16 protein-coding genes are annotated in these 17,047 nt (G+C 65.8%); 6 read left to right on the top strand and 10 right to left on the bottom strand.

Annotation, left to right across the window (positions count from 1 at the left end; genetic code table 11):
• Both LN450_RS07950 and msrA read left to right on the top strand, forming a co-directional pair.
• A partial coding sequence (locus tag LN450_RS07950; RefSeq protein WP_228892392.1) for an SgcJ/EcaC family oxidoreductase occupies positions 1-165 on the top strand: 165 nt, incomplete at its 5' end.
• Between the two features lie 95 nt (positions 166-260).
• On the top strand, positions 261-911 hold the full coding sequence (gene msrA, locus LN450_RS07945; RefSeq protein ID WP_011346502.1) for a peptide-methionine (S)-S-oxide reductase MsrA: 651 nt from the start codon (positions 261-263) through the stop codon (positions 909-911).
• A gap of 416 nt (positions 912-1,327) precedes the next feature.
• On the opposite strand, the gene LN450_RS07940 is transcribed toward msrA, so the two are convergent.
• The 6 genes from LN450_RS07940 to ahpC all read right to left on the bottom strand — a co-directional run bounded on the left by LN450_RS07940 (position 1,328) and on the right by ahpC (position 7,586).
• Entirely contained in the window at positions 1,328-1,897 is a 570-nt protein-coding gene (locus LN450_RS07940; RefSeq protein WP_008576347.1) for a type 1 glutamine amidotransferase family protein, read from the bottom strand.
• A gap of 355 nt (positions 1,898-2,252) precedes the next feature.
• Positions 2,253-3,221, bottom strand: a complete 969-nt coding sequence (locus tag LN450_RS07935; RefSeq protein WP_011346503.1) for a transaldolase — start codon at positions 3,219-3,221, stop codon at positions 2,253-2,255.
• A gap of 51 nt (positions 3,222-3,272) precedes the next feature.
• Positions 3,273-3,713 (bottom strand): nucleoside diphosphate kinase regulator, encoded by a 441-nt coding sequence (gene rnk / locus LN450_RS07930; protein WP_011346504.1) that lies wholly within the window; start codon positions 3,711-3,713, stop codon positions 3,273-3,275.
• Between the two features lie 497 nt (positions 3,714-4,210).
• Positions 4,211-5,152, bottom strand: coding sequence for a LysR substrate-binding domain-containing protein (locus LN450_RS07925; protein ID WP_011346505.1), 942 nt, complete (start codon positions 5,150-5,152; stop codon positions 4,211-4,213).
• A gap of 91 nt (positions 5,153-5,243) precedes the next feature.
• On the bottom strand, positions 5,244-6,836 hold the full coding sequence (gene ahpF / locus LN450_RS07920) for an alkyl hydroperoxide reductase subunit F (protein ID WP_008576352.1): 1,593 nt from the start codon (positions 6,834-6,836) through the stop codon (positions 5,244-5,246).
• A gap of 186 nt (positions 6,837-7,022) precedes the next feature.
• A complete protein-coding gene (gene ahpC / locus LN450_RS07915) occupies positions 7,023-7,586 on the bottom strand; it encodes an alkyl hydroperoxide reductase subunit C (RefSeq protein WP_003488826.1) in 564 nt (187 codons plus the stop codon).
• 202 nt (positions 7,587-7,788) lie between these two features.
• Between ahpC and prmC the strand changes: the two genes are divergently transcribed.
• Both prmC and pip read left to right on the top strand, forming a co-directional pair.
• Positions 7,789-8,649, top strand: a complete 861-nt coding sequence (prmC, locus tag LN450_RS07910; protein ID WP_011346506.1) for a peptide chain release factor N(5)-glutamine methyltransferase — start codon at positions 7,789-7,791, stop codon at positions 8,647-8,649.
• A gap of 234 nt (positions 8,650-8,883) precedes the next feature.
• Positions 8,884-9,825, top strand: a complete 942-nt coding sequence (pip, locus tag LN450_RS07905) for a prolyl aminopeptidase (protein WP_011346507.1) — start codon at positions 8,884-8,886, stop codon at positions 9,823-9,825.
• A 208-nt stretch (positions 9,826-10,033) separates the two neighbouring features.
• On the opposite strand, the gene LN450_RS07900 is transcribed toward pip, so the two are convergent.
• The 4 genes from LN450_RS07900 to LN450_RS07885 are packed head-to-tail and all read right to left on the bottom strand — an operon-like array spanning position 10,034 to position 12,918.
• Positions 10,034-10,819: an N-formylglutamate amidohydrolase gene (locus tag LN450_RS07900; protein WP_011346508.1), complete on the bottom strand. Its 786-nt coding sequence runs from the start codon at positions 10,817-10,819 to the stop codon at positions 10,034-10,036.
• Positions 10,812-11,363, bottom strand: a complete 552-nt coding sequence (locus LN450_RS07895; protein ID WP_011346509.1) for an NUDIX hydrolase — start codon at positions 11,361-11,363, stop codon at positions 10,812-10,814. Before LN450_RS07895 ends, LN450_RS07900 begins: the two co-directional genes overlap by 8 nt.
• Positions 11,360-12,346 carry a 5'-3' exonuclease gene (locus LN450_RS07890; RefSeq protein ID WP_011346510.1) on the bottom strand — a complete coding sequence of 329 codons (987 nt, stop codon included), beginning with the start codon at positions 12,344-12,346 and terminating at the stop codon, positions 11,360-11,362. The genes LN450_RS07895 and LN450_RS07890 overlap by 4 nt, the downstream gene beginning before the upstream one ends.
• A complete protein-coding gene (locus LN450_RS07885) occupies positions 12,343-12,918 on the bottom strand; it encodes a nitroreductase family protein (RefSeq protein WP_008578127.1) in 576 nt (191 codons plus the stop codon). The genes LN450_RS07890 and LN450_RS07885 overlap by 4 nt, the downstream gene beginning before the upstream one ends.
• Before the next feature lie 580 nt (positions 12,919-13,498).
• Here LN450_RS07885 and LN450_RS07880 point away from each other — a divergent pair.
• Together LN450_RS07880 and LN450_RS07875 are read left to right on the top strand one after the other, a co-directional pair.
• Positions 13,499-15,856, top strand: coding sequence for a DUF1631 domain-containing protein (locus tag LN450_RS07880; RefSeq protein ID WP_011346511.1), 2,358 nt, complete (start codon positions 13,499-13,501; stop codon positions 15,854-15,856).
• A 146-nt stretch (positions 15,857-16,002) separates the two neighbouring features.
• On the top strand, positions 16,003-17,047 hold a 1,045-nt coding region (locus LN450_RS07875), incomplete at its 3' end, for an NAD(P) transhydrogenase subunit alpha (protein WP_228885031.1).

Raw genomic sequence — 17,047 nt, 5'->3', positions numbered from 1 at the left:
GTGTACACCTTCACGCTGACCGACAAGCACGGCAACAAGAGCAACGTGCAGGCTCGCTACACCTTCGTGTACGAAAAGCGCGACGGCAAGTGGCTGATCATCAACCACCACAGCTCGGCGATGCCGGAAGTGGACACGCGCGCGGCGGTTGCCAAGGCGAAGTAATGCGGCGCGGGCGACAGGCGCTGGCCGGGCAGGCTTGAAAGTGGCTCTGGCCGGCGCCATCCAGCAGGCAATCCTCACGATTGCGGAGTTGCCCCATGCTGGGAATCGGCGCCTTCAAACAACGTATGCCACGCCCGGGCGAGGCACTACCCGGGCGCGAGCAAGCGCTGCCGCTGCATAACACGCACCTGGTCAACGGCCATCCGTTGCGCGGAGAGTTCATCGGTCTGGCCCAGGTGCAATTCGGGCTCGGCTGTTTCTGGGGCGCGGAACGCAAGTTCTGGAACGTGCCAGGGGTCTACACCACAGCGGTGGGTTACGCCGGCGGGCAGACGCCGAACGCGACCTATTCGGAAGTGTGTTCCGGGCAGACCGGCCACACCGAAGCGGTGCTGGTGGTGTTCGACGAACAAGCGGTGTCGTTCGCACAATTGCTGCGCACCTTCTGGGAAAGCCACGACCCCACCCAGGGCATGCAGCAGGGTAACGATGTCGGCACGCAATACCGTTCGGCGATTTACTGCACCACGCAGGCGCAGTACGACGCCGCGCTTGCCAGCCGCGATGCGTATCAGCAACAACTGACTGCAGCCGGGTACGGCGCAATCACCACGGAGATCCGTTTCCCGGCGCCCACGTTCTATTACGCCGAAGACGATCACCAGCAATATCTGGCCAAGCACCCTAATGGTTATTGCGGGCTTGGCGGCACGGGAGTGAGCTGCCCGATCGGGCTGGATGCCTGACGGAAAGGCGGGCCGGATTGAGACGCTGTCGTCCACATGATCGTGGCAGCGTGCCGATGGCCGACAGTGACCGGCAGCGTTATCACGATCAGGCACTGCATGGGAGTGCGTGCTAGGCAACTTGAATGGCTGCGTCGGAGACGGCGCGGCCATTTTTTTAACGGAGATCGCAACACACGCTGGCGATGGGACGATATGTCTGTAAGGTGAACCGGCTCGGCGACGCTGTACAGCGAATCGGTGGTGTGAGTTGTTGCGGCGAGCGCCGCAGAGGGCCGGGCAGCACATCATCGGAGGCTGCTCAGCGCGGGCAAATACTCCTGGTGATTGGCCGCGAACGGTATGCAGACTCGATACAAGCAATCAGCACGGTGAGCCAGGGCGGGCATCAGCTGTACCGGCTTAAATCCGTTGGATTAAACGAATTCTCCGGCAAACATGCCGCGCAACTGGGCGAGCGTATCGGTGCGCTCCGGATGCAATTGCCGCATGCATGCCAATGCAAAATTCACCGGGCTGGTGCCAGGTGCGGTGATGACGCCATCGGCGCTGACGACCTTTTCGTGGCGATAGTGCGCAGCGCCTGCGTAAGGCACCACGTGCTCCTGCAAGAAGGCCAACGCGTTGCTGGTGTGCGCGCGCTCATCGAGCAGGCCGGCATAGGCGAAGGCGAGGGTGGCGCCGCAAATCGCCGCGACCGGGCGCTGCTGCTGCACGCGCTCGACCAGCAAGCCGCTCAGCCCGGGAATTTCGCCGGCTTGCCAGCGTTCGCTGCCGGGCAGGATCCATAGATCGGCCTGCAGTGGCGCCAGATCGGAGAGGGCGAATTCCGGCGTGATGCGCACCCCGCCGATGGACTGCAGCGGTTGCCCGTCGATACTGGCAATGGCGACCTGGTCGCCGAACCATTCGCGTGCTGCCGGCAGCACCACGCCGATTTCCCAATCGGCCACGCCATCGACCATCACCACTGCAATGTTTGCCATTGTCCGTTACGCCAGTTGAGTGAATCCGGATTCTAGGCAGTGCGCGCGCAGCGGGTGTAAGCGATATGTGGAGAGCAGGGGGTTTGGTCCAAGCGGTACACGGCGCAGGCATGCCTGTACTGTGCCGCGCGGTCTTCTGTCTGTCGTGCAGAGGCGCTGATAGGCGGCTGCTGTCGATCCCCGGCAATGCCGGCTGCGGAAGCGGCAACGCCCACGTCCACGAGCTGCCCGCATCCTTACCCGTTATCGCGATGCAGACCGGCTCGGCCGCACATCTCTAAACCAGACTCAAAAACGACAACGCCCGCAGCCAGGCAGCTGCAGGCGTTGTATGCAGAACAGGCTCGCTGTGTGATCAGCCAGCGAGCTTGTCGGCGATGGTCTTGCGCAGTGCGTGCAAGTCCTTGGCGAACGTGTCGATACCGCCGGCCAGCTTCTCGGTGGCCATCGGGTCGGCGGCCAGGCCCGAAGCGAAGCTGTCGCTGTCGATCGGGGTGAACTGGGCATTGTCGGCCTTGGCCGGCGAGAGCTTGCGCGGCAATTCGCCGTGCTCGGCGTCGAGCTTTTCCAGCAGGTCCGGCGAAATAGTCAGGCGGTCGCACCCTGCCAACGCTTCGATCTGCGCGGTGGAGCGGAACGAGGCGCCCATGACCACGGTGGACGAGCCGCGCTGCTTGAACTCGTTGTAGACGGTGCGCACGAAGACCACGCCCGGGTCTTCGTCGATGCTGGCCGGGGTCTGCCCCTGGGCGACGTAGTAGTCCAGGATGCGGCCGACGAACGGCGAGATCAGGAACACGCCGGCTTCCGCACAGGCCAGTGCCTGCGAGCGGTTGAAGATCAGCGTCAGGTTGCAGTCGATGCCTTCTTTCTGCAGCTGACGGGCGGCCTCGATGCCTTCCCAGGTGGCGGCGATCTTGATCAGGATCTTGTCCTTGGACACGCCGCGCTCGGCGTACATCGCAACGAACTTGCGCGCCTTGGCGATGGTGGCCTGGGTGTCGTGTGCCAGATCGGCGTCGACCTCGGTGGACACGCGCCCCGGCACCAGTTCGGCCAGCTTGACGCCGACGCCGATGGTGAGCCGGTCGGCGACTTCGTTGACGGTGGCGGTGCGATCGTCGCCGCCATGTTCGCGGCCCCAGGCCAGTTCGCGTTCGATCAGGTCGGCATAGACCGGCAGATCCAGCGCCTTTTTGACCAGGGTGGGATTGGTGGTGCAGTCGACAGGCTTCAGGCGCTTGATGGCGTCGTAGTCGCCGGTATCGGCAACGACAACGGACAGTTCACGCAGCTGGGCGAGCTTGGAGGGGGATGCAGTCATGCGGGTTCTCTCGAATCGTGGAACGGGTCGGGGATGGCGCAGCGCGCTACGTTAGCGCGCCGCGCGCCGGAAGTCGCCCGCTGCTGCGGGTTGGTCGTGCACGGCAGTCACGCGCAGGCGCAGGTCGCGTCCGTCGGGCGTACGCCAATCGATGCTCTGGCCGACCGACAGGCCGAGCAACGCGCTGCCGACCGGCGCGAGCACCGAGATGCGGCCGTGCTGCACATCGGCCTCATGCGGGTACACAAGGGTGAGCGTGTGCCGTTCGCCATGCAGTTGGTCCTCGCATTCGATGCGTGAGTGCATGGTGACAACATCGCCGGGAATCTGGTCGGGCGGCAGCACGCGGGCGCGGCCCAGTTCGTCGCTCAGCGCGGTGGCGGCGGGATGCTTGTTGAAGGCTGGCGAATCGAGCAATGCCTCAAGCCGGGCAAGGTCGTGGCTGGACACCAGGATGGATGGCGGCAAGCCGCTGTGGTGTTGCGAAGTCATGGCAGTCTCCTCATAGAAACGGCTCGCCGACATGGCAAGCAGCACTGACAAGATGAGGGCGCCGGCGGCTGATCGCAATGCATGGATGGTGCGAAGCCAAGACATCGGCAGGGACGCCAGGCAGTCGCTGCGGGCCTGGTGCGGCGAGCAAGCGCTGCGGTTGGATCAATTGGAGGAGGGCATGACGGCCGCTGCACACGAGCCTGCTTCCAGCGCATGCCGCAAACGCCGCATTATCGGTCTCAAGCAAGCGAACAAGACGCTACGCGTAAATCGCATGGTCGCGTGGGCAGCGTGCCCTCGCCAGCCGCGTCGAGCAGACAGCGGCGGATTGATGCTGGGCAAGAGGGCTGTACACAAACAAGCTGGGCAAGAGGGCTGCACACAAACAAAAAGCGACGCTCGCGCGCCGCCCCAATTTCAGACCTCCAACCACAGCCAAAGCGATCGCAACCGCGACACGCTTTTACGATTCCCGATTCCCGATTCCCGATTCCCTAAGCCGCAACCGCCTTCGGTCCCGTCGCAGGCTGATCCAGAGTGAACAGGCTCTCGGGCAATTCCTTGAACAGTTGCGACAACTGCTCCAGAAACGCGGTCATGGCCGAACTGCGCCGCCACGCCATCGCAATGCGGCGGCTGGGCTGCTTGTCTTCACGGAAGCGGATCAGGCGGATGTTTTCCGAGCGCGCAACCGGAGGCTTGACCGCCAGCAGCGGCAGCAAGGTCACGCCGACATTCGCCGCGACCATCTGGCGCAGGGTTTCCAAACTGGTGGCCTGAAATTCGGATTTTTCCATCGCCCCGGCCAGGTGGCAGACATCCAGTGCCTGGTCGCGCAAGCAGTGGCCATCTTCCAGCAGCAACAGGCGCTGCTCGGACAAGTCGTCCAGGGTCATGCTGTCGTGTCGCGACAGCGGGTGGCCTTCCGGCACTGCCAGCACGAAGGGTTCTTCGAACAGGAATTCGGCATGCAGTTGGTCGTCCTGCAATGGCAATGCAAGCAGCGCGGCATCCAGCCGGCCTTCGCGCAACTGGTGCATCAGCTGGTCGCTCTTTTCTTCGATCAGCAGCAGTTCCAGACGCGGAAAACGCTCGCGGATGCGCGGTACCACGTGCGGCAACAAATACGGGGCCAGGGTGGGAAAGATGCCCAGACGTACCGTGCCCGCTTCCGGGTCCTGGCTGCGGCGTGCGGCTTCCTTCATCTGTTCCACCTCGGCCACGATGCTGCGCGCACGCACGGCAGCTTCGCGGCCCGCCGGGGTCAGCATGACCTTGCGCGGCGCACGCTCCACCAGCGACACGCCGAGTTCGTCTTCGAGTTTCTTGATCTGGGTGGACAGCGTCGGCTGGCTGACAAAGCAGGCCGACGCAGCGCGGCCGAAATGCTTGTGGTCGGCCAGGGCTACCAGATATTTCAGGTCACGCAGATTCATGTGCAGCAGCCTTCATTGCGGTGACGGGGAACGACTGGCGCGTGTTGCAAGCTTAGCGCCCGGGTCGGCCGGGCGCTAAGCAGGCGCTCGCTTATGCCGCCTGGGCCACGCTGTCGGCAGTTGCCGGTGCGCTGGTGCGGATCAGATGGTCGAATGCGCTCAACGCGGCCTTGGAACCTTCGCCCATCGCGATCACGATCTGCTTGTACGGCACCGTGGTGGCGTCGCCCGCGGCGAACACGCCGGGCACATCGGTCTGGCCACGGTCGTCGACGATGATTTCGCCGCGCGGCGACAGCGCCACCGTGCCGCGCAGGAACTCGGTGTTGGGCAGCAGGCCGATCTGCACGAACACACCTTCCAGCTCGATGTGCTGGATATCGCCGCCGGTGCGGTCCTTGTAGACCAGACCGGTCACCTTCTGCCCGTCGCCCAGCACCTCAGTGGTCTGCGCGCTGGTGATGATGCGCACGTTGTGCAGGCTGCGCAGCTTGCGTTGCAACACTTCGTCGGCGCGCAGCTTGTCGTCGAATTCCACCAGCGTGACATGCGCCACGATGCCGGCCAGATCGATCGCCGCTTCCACGCCGGAGTTGCCTCCGCCGATCACCGCCACGCGCTTGCCCTTGAACAGCGGGCCGTCGCAGTGCGGGCAGTACGCCACGCCCTTGTTCTTGTACTGGTCTTCGCCGGGCACGTTCATCTGCCTCCAGCGCGCGCCGGTGGACAGGATCACGGTCTTGCTCTTGAGCGAGGCGCCATTGGCCAGCTTGATTTCGATCAAGCCGTCGGCACCGGCCGGAATCAGCTGCTCGGCACGCTGCAGGTTCATGATGTCCACGTCGTATTGGCGCACGTGCTGCTCGAGCGCGGCGGCCATCTTCGGGCCTTCGGTTTCCGGCACGGAGATGAAGTTTTCGATCGACATGGTGTCCAGCACCTGGCCACCGAAACGCTCGGCCGCCACGCCGGTGCGGATGCCCTTGCGTGCGGCATACACCGCCGCTGCCGAACCGGCCGGGCCACCGCCCACCACCAAAACGTCGAACGCTTCTTTCGCGGCGATTTTCGCAGCGTCGCGCTTGGCGGCATTGGTGTCGAGCTTGGCGACAATCTGCTCCAGCGTCATGCGGCCCTGGTCGAACAGCTCGCCGTTCAAGTACACGGTGGGCACCGACATGATCTGGCGGGCCTCCACTTCGTCCTGGAACCAGGCACCGTCGATGGCCACGTGCTTGATGCGCGGGTTGAGCACGGCCGCCAGGTTCAGCGCCTGCACCACGTCCGGGCAGTTCTGGCACGACAGCGAGAAATAGGTTTCGAACTGGTAGTCGCCCTCCAGGTGCTGCACCTGCTCGATCAGTTCGGCTGCCGCCTTGGACGGGTGGCCGCCCACCTGCAGCAGCGCCAGCACCAGCGAGGTGAACTCGTGGCCCATCGGCAGCCCGGCAAAGCGCAGCGAAATGTCCTGGCCCGGCGTGGTCAGTGCGAACGACGGCTTGCGCTGGTTGTCGTCGCGGTGGATGTCCAGGCTGATCTTGTCCGAGAGCAGGACCAACTCTTCCAGCAGGTCGAGCATTTCGCGCGAGCCGGCACTGTCGTCGATCGAGGCGTTGATTTGAATCGGCCGCGTCACCCGTTCCAGGTAGGCGGTCAGCTGGGTCTTGAGATTGGCATCCAACATGGAGAACTCCTGGGAATGGGCAAGGGGAGGGCGTGGCGTCGCTGCGCTGAGGCAGGTCGCCGGGAAGGAAGGGAGTGAACCGCAGCCGGCGCGAGGTCGGGATGCGTGCTGGCGGCGGCTGGCGGGCAGCCCGGCACCGGCTCCGGTTCACCCCCGGCCCTTATCGGGCCGGAGGTGACAGCCGGCTTAGATCTTGCCGACCAGGTCCAGCGACGGAGCCAGGGTCTTGGCGCCTTCCTTCCACTTGGCCGGGCAGACCTGGCCAGGATTGTTGGCCACGAACTGTGCCGCGGTCAGCTTGCGCAGCGTCTCGGTGACGTCGCGAGCGATGGAGTTGTCGTGGATTTCCAGGGTCTTGATCACGCCTTCCGGATTGATGATGAAGGTGCCGCGCAGCGCCAGGCCTTCTTCTTCGATATGCACGCCGAACGCGCGGGTCAGCTTGTGGGTCGGGTCGCCGATCAACGGGAACTGCGCCTTGCCCACGGCCGGCGAGGTTTCGTGCCACACCTTGTGCGAGAAATGCGTGTCGGTGGTGACGATGTAGACCTCGGCGCCAGCCTTCTGGAAGGCGGCATAGTTGTCGGCGGCGTCTTCCACTTCGGTCGGGCAGTTAAAGGTGAACGCGGCCGGCATGAAGATCAGCACCGACCACTTGCCCTTCAGGCTGGCTTCGGTGACTTCGATGAAGTTGCCGTTGTGGTACGCATTCGCCTTGAACGGCTGGACCTGAGTGTTGATGAGAGACATTGAGTTTCCTCGTGCGGTGAAAAGGGGGCGGGGGATGGAACAGGCGCCATGGTAGGCAGGATCGATAGATTCCTCAAATCGATTGATGGAATTGCATAGATAGTCTTAGGCTATCGACTCGTCAGATGGCATCTAGCGCAATCGCGGTGCACGCCATGGTCGATAATGGTCAGCCGATGTTGCGTGTAGGTGAACAGCCCGTATGTCCGACGATCTCGCCGCCATTCCCGCCGATCAGCTGCTTCGCCGCGCCGCCGGGCGGGTCGAGCGCGGCGATGCCGAGGCATTGCTGCTGCACGCGCTGGGCCGTGATCGTGCCTGGTTGTTCATGCACGGGCGCGATGCGGTGCCTCTATCGGTCGCGCAGGCCTTCGATGCCTTGGTGCAGCGCCGTGAGGCCGGCGAGCCGGTGGCCTATCTGACCGGCTCGCGCGGATTCTGGACGCTGGACCTAGCGGTCTCGCCGGCCACGTTGATCCCGCGCGCCGATACCGAAGTGCTGGTCGAGCTCGCGCTGGAGCGCCTGGACACCGTGCCAGGCCGTCGTGTCGCCGATCTGGGGACCGGCAGCGGCGCGATCGCGCTGGCCATCGCCAGTGAACGTCCGCAGGCGCAGGTGATCGCCACCGATGCCAGCGCCGCGGCGCTGGCGATGGCCCGGCGCAATGCAGACAGCCATGGGCTGCGCAATGTCGACTGCCGGCAGGGGAGCTGGTTTGCGCCGCTGGCTGGCGAGGCTTTCGACCTGATTGCCAGCAACCCGCCGTATATCGCCGCCCACGACCCGCACCTGAAGCAGGGCGATCTGCGCTATGAACCGGCCAGTGCCCTGGCGTCGGGCAGCGACGGGCTGGACGATATTCGCCTGATCGTGGCCGATGCGCCTGCGCATCTGGTGCCCGGCGGCTGGTTGCTGCTGGAACACGGCTGGGATCAGGGGGCGGCGGTGGCCGAACTGCTGGCCGCGCGCGGCTTCGCTGCGGTGGCCACGCATCAGGATCTGGAGCGGCGCGATCGCGTGACCTTGGGGCGCTGGTCGCCAGCTGCGGGCCAGGCCGGCTGAGCAATTGCCGCAGCGTCATTGTCGGCAGACTGGCCGCGCGTTCCGAAGCGGAGCACGCGCGTTCGACCGAGCGGTCGTGCGCACCGAGTGCGCCCGCCTGCCGGCAAGCGCGCAAGGTCGATGTGCTCTTCAGCGCCTCGTCCATCACCGCGCACCGGTCTTTTCGATCACATGGCGTTGCCCGTGTGCGCCCGCAGTAGCCGATACACTAGCGGTTTCCCGCAGGACCGACGCATGCGCACGCTCTATCCCGAGATCACGCCCTACCAGCAGGGCAGCCTGAAGGTCGACGACCGCCACACGCTGTATTTCGAGCAGTGCGGCAATCCGCAGGGCAAGCCGGTGGTGATGTTGCATGGCGGCCCTGGCGGCGGATGCAACGACAAGATGCGGCGCTTCCACGACCCGGCCAAGTACCGCATCGTGTTGTTCGATCAGCGCGGTTCCGGCAGGTCCACGCCGCATGCCGATCTGGTGGACAACACCACCTGGGATCTGGTGGCCGATATCGAACGGCTGCGCACGCATCTGGGCATCGACCGCTGGCAGGTGTTCGGGGGCAGCTGGGGCTCCACGCTGGCGCTGGCCTATGCGCAGACCCACCCGCAGCAGGTCACCGAGCTGGTGCTGCGCGGCATCTTTCTGCTGCGCCGCTTCGAGCTGGAATGGTTCTACCAGGAAGGCGCCAGCCGGCTGTTCCCGGATGCCTGGGAGCACTACATCAACGCGATTGCGCAGGACGAGCGCGGCGACCTGATCGCTGCCTTCCATCGTCGCCTCACCAGCGATAACGAGGCCACGCGCCTGGCCGCGGCCAAGGCCTGGAGCGTGTGGGAAGGCGCCACCAGCTTCCTGCATGTGGACGAGGACTTCGTCACCGGGCACGAAGACGCGCACTTTGCCCTGGCCTTCGCACGCATCGAAAACCATTACTTCGTCAACGGCGGTTTCTTCGAGGTCGAAGACCAGTTGCTGCGCGACGCGCATCGCATTGCCGACATTCCCGGCGTGATCGTGCACGGCCGCTACGATGTGGTCTGCCCGCTGCAAAGCGCGTGGGACCTGCACAAGGTGTGGCCGAAGGCGCAGTTGCAGATCAGCCCGGCTTCCGGGCATTCGGCGTTCGAGCCGGAAAACGTCGATGCCTTGGTGCGTGCCACCGACGGGTTTGCGTGAGCGAATGCATGCACATCGATCAGAGTTCGCTTTGGTCGATGTGCATGATCACTCCGCGGCACGCGCTGAGGTGCGATGACATACGCATGACGTGTAGGAGCGCGCGTGCGCACACTGCGGCGTTACCGGTAACGCTCCATCGCGCGCAAGCGCTCCTACAGATTGCAGATATTCAACGTGCCTGCATGCAGGCGCCAAACGCTGCTGCTCAACGCGCCAGCAAGGCATCTGCCAACGGCGGCAGGATGCGCGCCAAGCGCGCTGCCCAGGCCTGTTGCCCGGCCGCGTCGGCAATCAGGTCCTGGCGGATTTCCAGTTCCACATGCAGCAGGCCGCGGCCCTCGCCATACACCGGGATGGCGTAATCGGTGGCATCGCTGACCGCATACGGCTGGTTGTCGCCCACCACCAGGTCGGGTTCGGCACGCAGCGCCTGCAACAGGCGATGCGCCAGCCGCGTATCGCGGTGGTAGAGCACGCCGGCATGCCAGGGCCGCGCGTTGCCGGCCATGACCGGGGTGAAGCTGTGCATCGACACCAATATTGTCGGCTGATTGCGCTGTGCACGCGCATCCAGTTCGGCGGCGATGCGTGCGTGATACGGCGCGAAGATCGCAGCGATGCGCTGCTGCCGGTCGCTGTCGGTCAAGTGCTGGTTGCCCGGAACCAGGGTGCCGTCGCTGACCGCCGGCATCAGGCTGGGTGCGTCGTGCGGGCGGTTGCAGTCGATCACCAGGCGCGAATAGGTCTGCGCGATCGCCAACGCATCCAGCGCCTCGGCCAGCCGCTGCGTGACCTGCGCAATGCCGATATCCCAGCCGATATGGCGATCCAGCTCAACCTGCGGCAGGCCCAGGTCGGCCAGCCGCGCCGGCACGCGCTGGCCGGCGTGGTCGGCGATCAACAGCCACGGCGATGCGGCCTGCGCGTTGTGCACGGTGAACGGCGCCGGATCGTCGGCGCCGAGCAAGGGTTCGATGGCTGCGTCAGCCACGCGGGGTGCCGTCCAATGCGTGATCGGCCAGATACAGGCCGGCCCACAGCTTGGGGTCCATCTGATAGCCCTCGGCCATCTTCTGCACCAGCCAGGCACCGACCTGCTCGCGTGGAATTGCGTGCACGGTGATGTCTTCGCTGGCATCGCCGCCGCCGTCGCCGACCTTGCGCAGACCGGTGGCGCGCACGAAGGCGATCTTCTCGCTGCTGGCACCGGCCGAGGTGGGGCCGATCATCAACACTTCGGCATGCTCGGCGGTCCAGCCGGTTTCTTCTTCCAGTTCGCGAATGGCCGACAGTTCGATCGACTCATCGGCATGCACATCGCCTACCAGTCCGGCCGGCATTTCGATGGTGCGTGCCTGCAGCGGCACGCGGAACTGTTCGACGAACAACATCGCATCGTCCGGCGTCACCGCCACGATGATCGCGGCCAGGCCGCCGGCATGCACACGCTCGGAATACTCCCAGGTGCCACGCACGACCATGCGCTGGTACTTGCCTTCGTAGACCACGGTGGGCGGGGTGTCGTGTCGGTTCATGGGCGGGGACCTTGTGCCAGGGAAACGGGAGGAAACGGTGCGGCGGCGCCGGTGCTGGCGGCCAACAGACGGCGCCGGGTGAGCGGGCCGAAGCGCAGGCTCTCGCACAACCCGGTGAGCATGTCCGCATCGGCGTGGGCACGCGTGAAGCCGGCCTCGGTGAGCGCCAGCGGCGCGTCGAGCGCGATGGTGGTGAGCTGACGCCACAGCAATGCATGTTCGCGCTGTTCGCGCAGCCGCACCGCCATCTGCGCCGCGCCGCGCAGGCGCAGGAAGGGAATCTCGTCGATGCGCTCCAGCAGCGCATCCAGGCTGCCGAAGTGCGCCAGCAGCACCGCTGCCGATTTGGCGCCGATGCCGGTCACGCCGGGGATGTTGTCGATGGCATCGCCGCACAACGCCAGGTAGTCGGCGATCTGGTGCGCATGCACGCCATGGCGCGCCTTCACCCCGTCGATGCCCCAGCGCTGGTTGCGCGCGTAGTCCCACTGCTCGTCATGCTCGAGCAATAACTGCGACAGGTCCTTGTCGGCCGACACGATCACCCCGCGCAAGCCATGCGCCCGCACGCTGTGCAGCGCGCTGCCGATCAGGTCGTCGGCCTCGTAATCGCGGTGGGCCAGCACGCTCAGCCCGAGCGCTGCGCACAGCGCCTTGCAATGCGCGAACTGGCGGCGCAACGCATCCGGCGCAGGCGTGCGGTTGCCTTTGTAGGCCGGGTAGATCGCATGCCGGAAGCAGCTGTCCAGGGCTTCGTCAAAGGCAATGGTGATGTGCTGTGGATCCTCGCGTTCGAGCAGGTCCAGCAGAAACCGCGCAAACCCGTGCACCGCATTGGTCGGCCAGCCCTGCACATCCTGAAATTCGTCCGGGATGGAATGCCAGGCGCGGAACACGTACAGGCTGGCATCCACCAGATACAGCGGGGTCGGGCGCCGGATGGCCAGCGGCGCAGCGTCGAGCGGGTCGGTCGGTGTGGTCACGGGGTCCAGTCGCGCAGCAAGGCACGCGGGTCCGGGCGCTCGCGTTCGGGCACCTGCATGCGCGGCGTGCCGATGTGGATGAAGCCGGCGATGCGTTCGTTGTCTTCCAGGCCCAGGTAGCCCGTCACCGCCGGGTCGTAGGCCATCCACGCGCTCAACCACTGCGCGCCGAAGCCGTGCGCCTGCGCGGCCTGCAGCAGCGCGAAACAGACGCAGCCGGCGGTGAGCAGTTGTTCCTGCACGGGCACCTTGTGCTCGGGGCGCAGCGAGGCGATCACCACGATCACCACCGGTGCGTCGCTGAAGCGTCCACGTTCCTTGGCAAGGGTGGCCGGCGATGCCAGCGGGTCGGCGGCCAGGGTGCGCTCGGCGAGGAAATCCCCCAGCGCAGCGCGCGCGGCGCCGCTGATGCGCAGAAAGCGGAACGGCACCAGCTTGCCGTGGTCGGGCACGCGCACCGCCGAGGTGAGCATGCGCAGCAAGGTGTCTTCATCCGGCCCAGGCGCGCCGAGTTGTTTGGAGGGAACCGAACGGCGCGCGTCCAGCGCCTGGAGCGAATACGGTGCGTGCATAAATCCGGGTCGGGGCAACGAGGCGTTGAATTATAGACGGCCGCTTCCCAACGCTCGCCGCAGCATGGTTCGTGGGGGCCGTGGCCGCCGCGATCGACCTGATGTAATGGCACCCACCTGGATTTCATTGGCCGCGACGTTCTCGGAAAGTAGGCACGCTGTCGTGGATCAGCCCGACCTCCCGGGCGCCCGATGTTCGCCAACCGGCGTGGTGGCAGCTGTGCCTCGCTTCACCGGAGGAGCTGGCGATGATGGCGTTGCTGGACGGCCTGCGCCTGCACTGCGATGCCGCTGCGGCTGCGGCGCGATGCAAGGCGTGGCTGATGGTCCGGAAGCGCCCGCGAAGCTGAAGGCTTAACACCCGCAGGCGCAGAATGACTGCCGGCAAGCTCCACCGCGACGTGGCGAGCTAGGATGGCCGCTTGACACGCAAACCCTGGGCGGTCACGAGTAAAGTGAGTAATATGTCACACTTAACGGATGCGCGAACCGCCTACCATGCACGGGCGGAATTTGGGGCCGCGTCTGTTTTTTCTCGTTCGAAAATTTTCACGCCTGCAGAGGCGGGGAGCCTTTGCGCATGACTTTTCAGCCCAGTCCGTCGGGACACCCGGGCCGTGACCAACGCTTGCTCGAGCAGGCCCACGACGTGTTCGTGCCGGCGCTCGCGCAGGTTTTTGCTGCTGCAGTTGCGCATTTCGACGATGTGCTGTTCGACCGTGCCGAATCCGCTGGCGCGTCGCAGTTGCTGTTTCTCGATGGCATGCGCGAACTGCGCCGCAAGCGCGAAGAGGTCGCCCGCCAGTTCCGCCAACAGCTGGAAGACGGCTGGCAGGCGTTGGTGCTCGGCACGCCGTTGTCGGCCGAAGTGGTGCTGGCTGGCGACATGGGCAGCGGCCCGCTGAGCCTGGTGCCCGAGCACGTGCTCGAATCGCGGCTGGCTGTGCGCAACCTGGCCACGGTGCTGTTGCGCGATTTCAAACAGGTGCTGGCACGGGTGGACCGACGCCTGGGCTGGATCGCCGGCGGGCTGGAGCTGATGGCCGACACCAACCCGATTGGCCCCGAACATCTGGGTGTGGCGATCCACGAAGCCTTCGCCACCTGCGATCTGGCGCCGGAAGTGCGACTGGTGCTGATCAAGCTGTGCGAGCGCGATCTGGCCGAGCCGATCGGCAAGTTGTACGCACGCCTGGACGAAACCCTGGCCAAGGCCGGGGTGATGCCGGAAATTTCACAGGCCAAGCGCGCGCCGCCGCGCATGCAGCCGCGTGGCGAGACGCCGGAAGAGCGCGCCCAGGTCGAGGCGCAGGGCGGTCACGCCGAGGTAGGTGGCGACGATCAGGGTGATCAGTACGCACCGGCCTGGGCCAACCGTTTTCTTGACCGCTGGGCGCATAGCCGCGGCCGCATGCAGGCTGCGACGCAGCGCGGGCATGCCGATGGTGGCGGGGCTGGCGGCATGGACGGTGAGGCCGACCATCCTGGCGGTAGCCAGGGCATGCTGCTCGAGGCGCTGCACGAGTTGCTGCAACAGACCCGCAGCGTGCGCGACACCGCCGCTTCTGCCGCCACCGTCGCGGTGGGGCAGCAACGCCCGTTGAGCCAGCGCGAAATGATGTCGGTGCTGTCGCTGTTGCAGGCCACCCCCAGCGCGACGCTGCAGGCGGCCATCGGCGACGACACCGAATCGCTTGCGCAGCGATTGAAGAACGAGGTGCTTTCCAGCGCCACGCGGCTGGGCGTGGACCCGGCCACTGCAAAGCTCGACCCGATGGACGAAGACGCCATCGACCTGGTCGGCATGCTGTTCGACGTGATGCTGGACGAGCGCGATCTGGAAAATCGCTCGCGCGAAATGATCGGCCGCCTGGTGGTGCCGTTCGTCAAGGTCGCGCTGCTGGACCGCAAGATGTTCGTGCAGAAGACCCATCCCGCGCGGCGCCTGCTCAACTCGCTGGCCGAGGCCTGCGAAGGCAACAACGGCGACAGCGCTGCCGAGCGCGTGCTGATGGGCAAGGTCGAAGAGATCGTCGACCGCCTGGTGGCCGAATTCAACGAGAACCTGGCGATCTTTCTCACCCTGGAGGAAGAATTCCGCGACTTCCTGTCGCAGCACCGGCGCCGGGTGGAAATTGCCGAGCGTCGTGCTACCGAGACCCAGCGCGGGCAGGAAAAGCTCGAACTGGCACGCAGCCGCGCGCTGTCGGAACTGGAGCAGCGTGCCCCCGAAGACGCGGGCCTGCCCAAGGCAGTGGACGACTTCCTGCGCCAGCCATGGCTGCATCACCTGACCATGGCGATCCTGCGCGACGGCGAGGAAGGTCCCGGCACCATCGAGGCCCTGGCGCTGGCCGACGGCGTGCTGGAAGAACTGGCCGAAGCGCGCCGCCATATCGTCGGCAAGCCATGGCTGCAGGTGTGGCAGCCGGCGCTGCACCGCGTGTTCGCCAGCGTAGGCCTGCACGGGGATGCGGTGGTGGTGGCGATCACCGCCTTGCACGACACCCTGCAGGCGATCGCCGAAGCGCGCCCGGAACTGGAAAAAGCCCTGCCGGAACTGCCGCAGGTCAATCTGCCGCCACCGGCTGCCGAAAGCGTCAGCGTGGTGCTAGGTGCCGAAGCGGTCGCGCAGAGCATCGACAGTGCCGACGCGGAACGTTTCCGCGCGATGGATATCGGCACGTGGCTGGATTTTGTCGACAAGGACGGCAAGGTGCAGGCCGGCAAGCTGTCGTGGGTGAGCCCGATTTCGCAGCGCCTGCTGTTCGTCAATCGACGTGGCGTGCGTTTCTGCGTCGCCTCGCCGGAAGAACTGGCGGTGATGGTGCGCCTGGGCCGCCTGCGCGAGCACATCAACGACGGCGCTTTCGACAGCGCCATGCAGGGTGTGATCGATCGTCTGGATCCGTTGCAGAACAACAGCACGGTGCACTGAGCGGTCCCACGCGCACGGGTAGCCGCTGCGGCTTCCCGTAGACATGTGGCACGCGCGCGCTGCACTGGCGTCGTTGCCGGTACCGCCGGCAGTGGCGCCGCGCTCTGCTAGCATCGCCGCGACTGGGCGCAAGACCGGAGCAACGCATGGCTGTGCAGGTGCTGGTGCTGAAAGAACGGGCCGCTGGCGAACGCCGCGTGGCCGCGACGCCGGAAACGGTCAAGAAACTGGTCGCGCTCGGTGCCGGCGTGTGGATCGAGCCGGGGGCCGGCCTGGCCAGCAGCATGGACGATGCCGCGTATCTGCAGGCCGGTGCGCAGCTTGCCGGCGCCGACGCCGTGGCACAGGCCGAGATGGTGCTGTGCGTGCAGGCGCCCTCTACCGGGACCTTGCTCGGCTGCAAACCGCACACGGTGGTGATCGGCATGCTGGCGCCGGACACGGATCCGGCGCGCGCGCAGGCATTTGCCGCGCGGCAATTGATCGCGTTTCCACTGGAGCGCCTGCCGCGCACCACGCGCGCGCAATCGATGGATGTGTTGAGCTCGCAGGCCGGCATGGCCGGCTACAAGGCGGTGCTGATTGCCGCGCAACTGGCGCCGCGCTTTTTTCCGATGCTGACCACTGCGGCCGGCACCATGCGCCCGTGCAAGGTGTTGGTGATCGGTGCGGGCGTGGCCGGCCTGCAGGCGATCGCAACGGCCAAACGGCTGGGCGCGCAGGTGGAAGGCTTCGATGTGCGGCCGGAAACGCGTGAGCAGATCGCCTCGCTGGGTGCGCGATTTCTGGACCTGGGCGTGAGCGCTGCCGGCGAAGGCGGCTACGCGCGCCAGCTCAGCGACGACGAACGCGCCGAACAGCAGCGCCGTTTGGCCGAACATCTCACAGGTGTGGATGTGGTGGTGTGCACCGCAGCGGTTCCGGGCCGGCCGGCGCCGAAGATCGTGACCACCGAGATGGCGCGTGGCATGCGCGCCGGCAGCGTGATCGTGGATCTGGTGGCGGAAACCGGCGGCAATTGCGCGGCCACCCGCCCGGGCGAAACGTATGAGCTCGACGGCGTGGTCATCGCTGGCCCGCTCAATCTGGCCAGCCAGGGCGCAGTGCAAGCCAGCGAGATGTTCGCGCGCAACGTGTACGCCTTCGCCGCCTTGTTGATCAAGGACCGTGCGTTGACGCTCGACTGGGACG

This window comes from Xanthomonas euvesicatoria pv. euvesicatoria, assembly GCF_020880415.1.
In the GTDB taxonomy this organism is placed as follows: domain Bacteria; phylum Pseudomonadota; class Gammaproteobacteria; order Xanthomonadales; family Xanthomonadaceae; genus Xanthomonas; species Xanthomonas euvesicatoria.
Note: the sequence above shows the minus strand (reverse complement) of the source record. Positions and strands in the feature narration are given on the sequence as shown.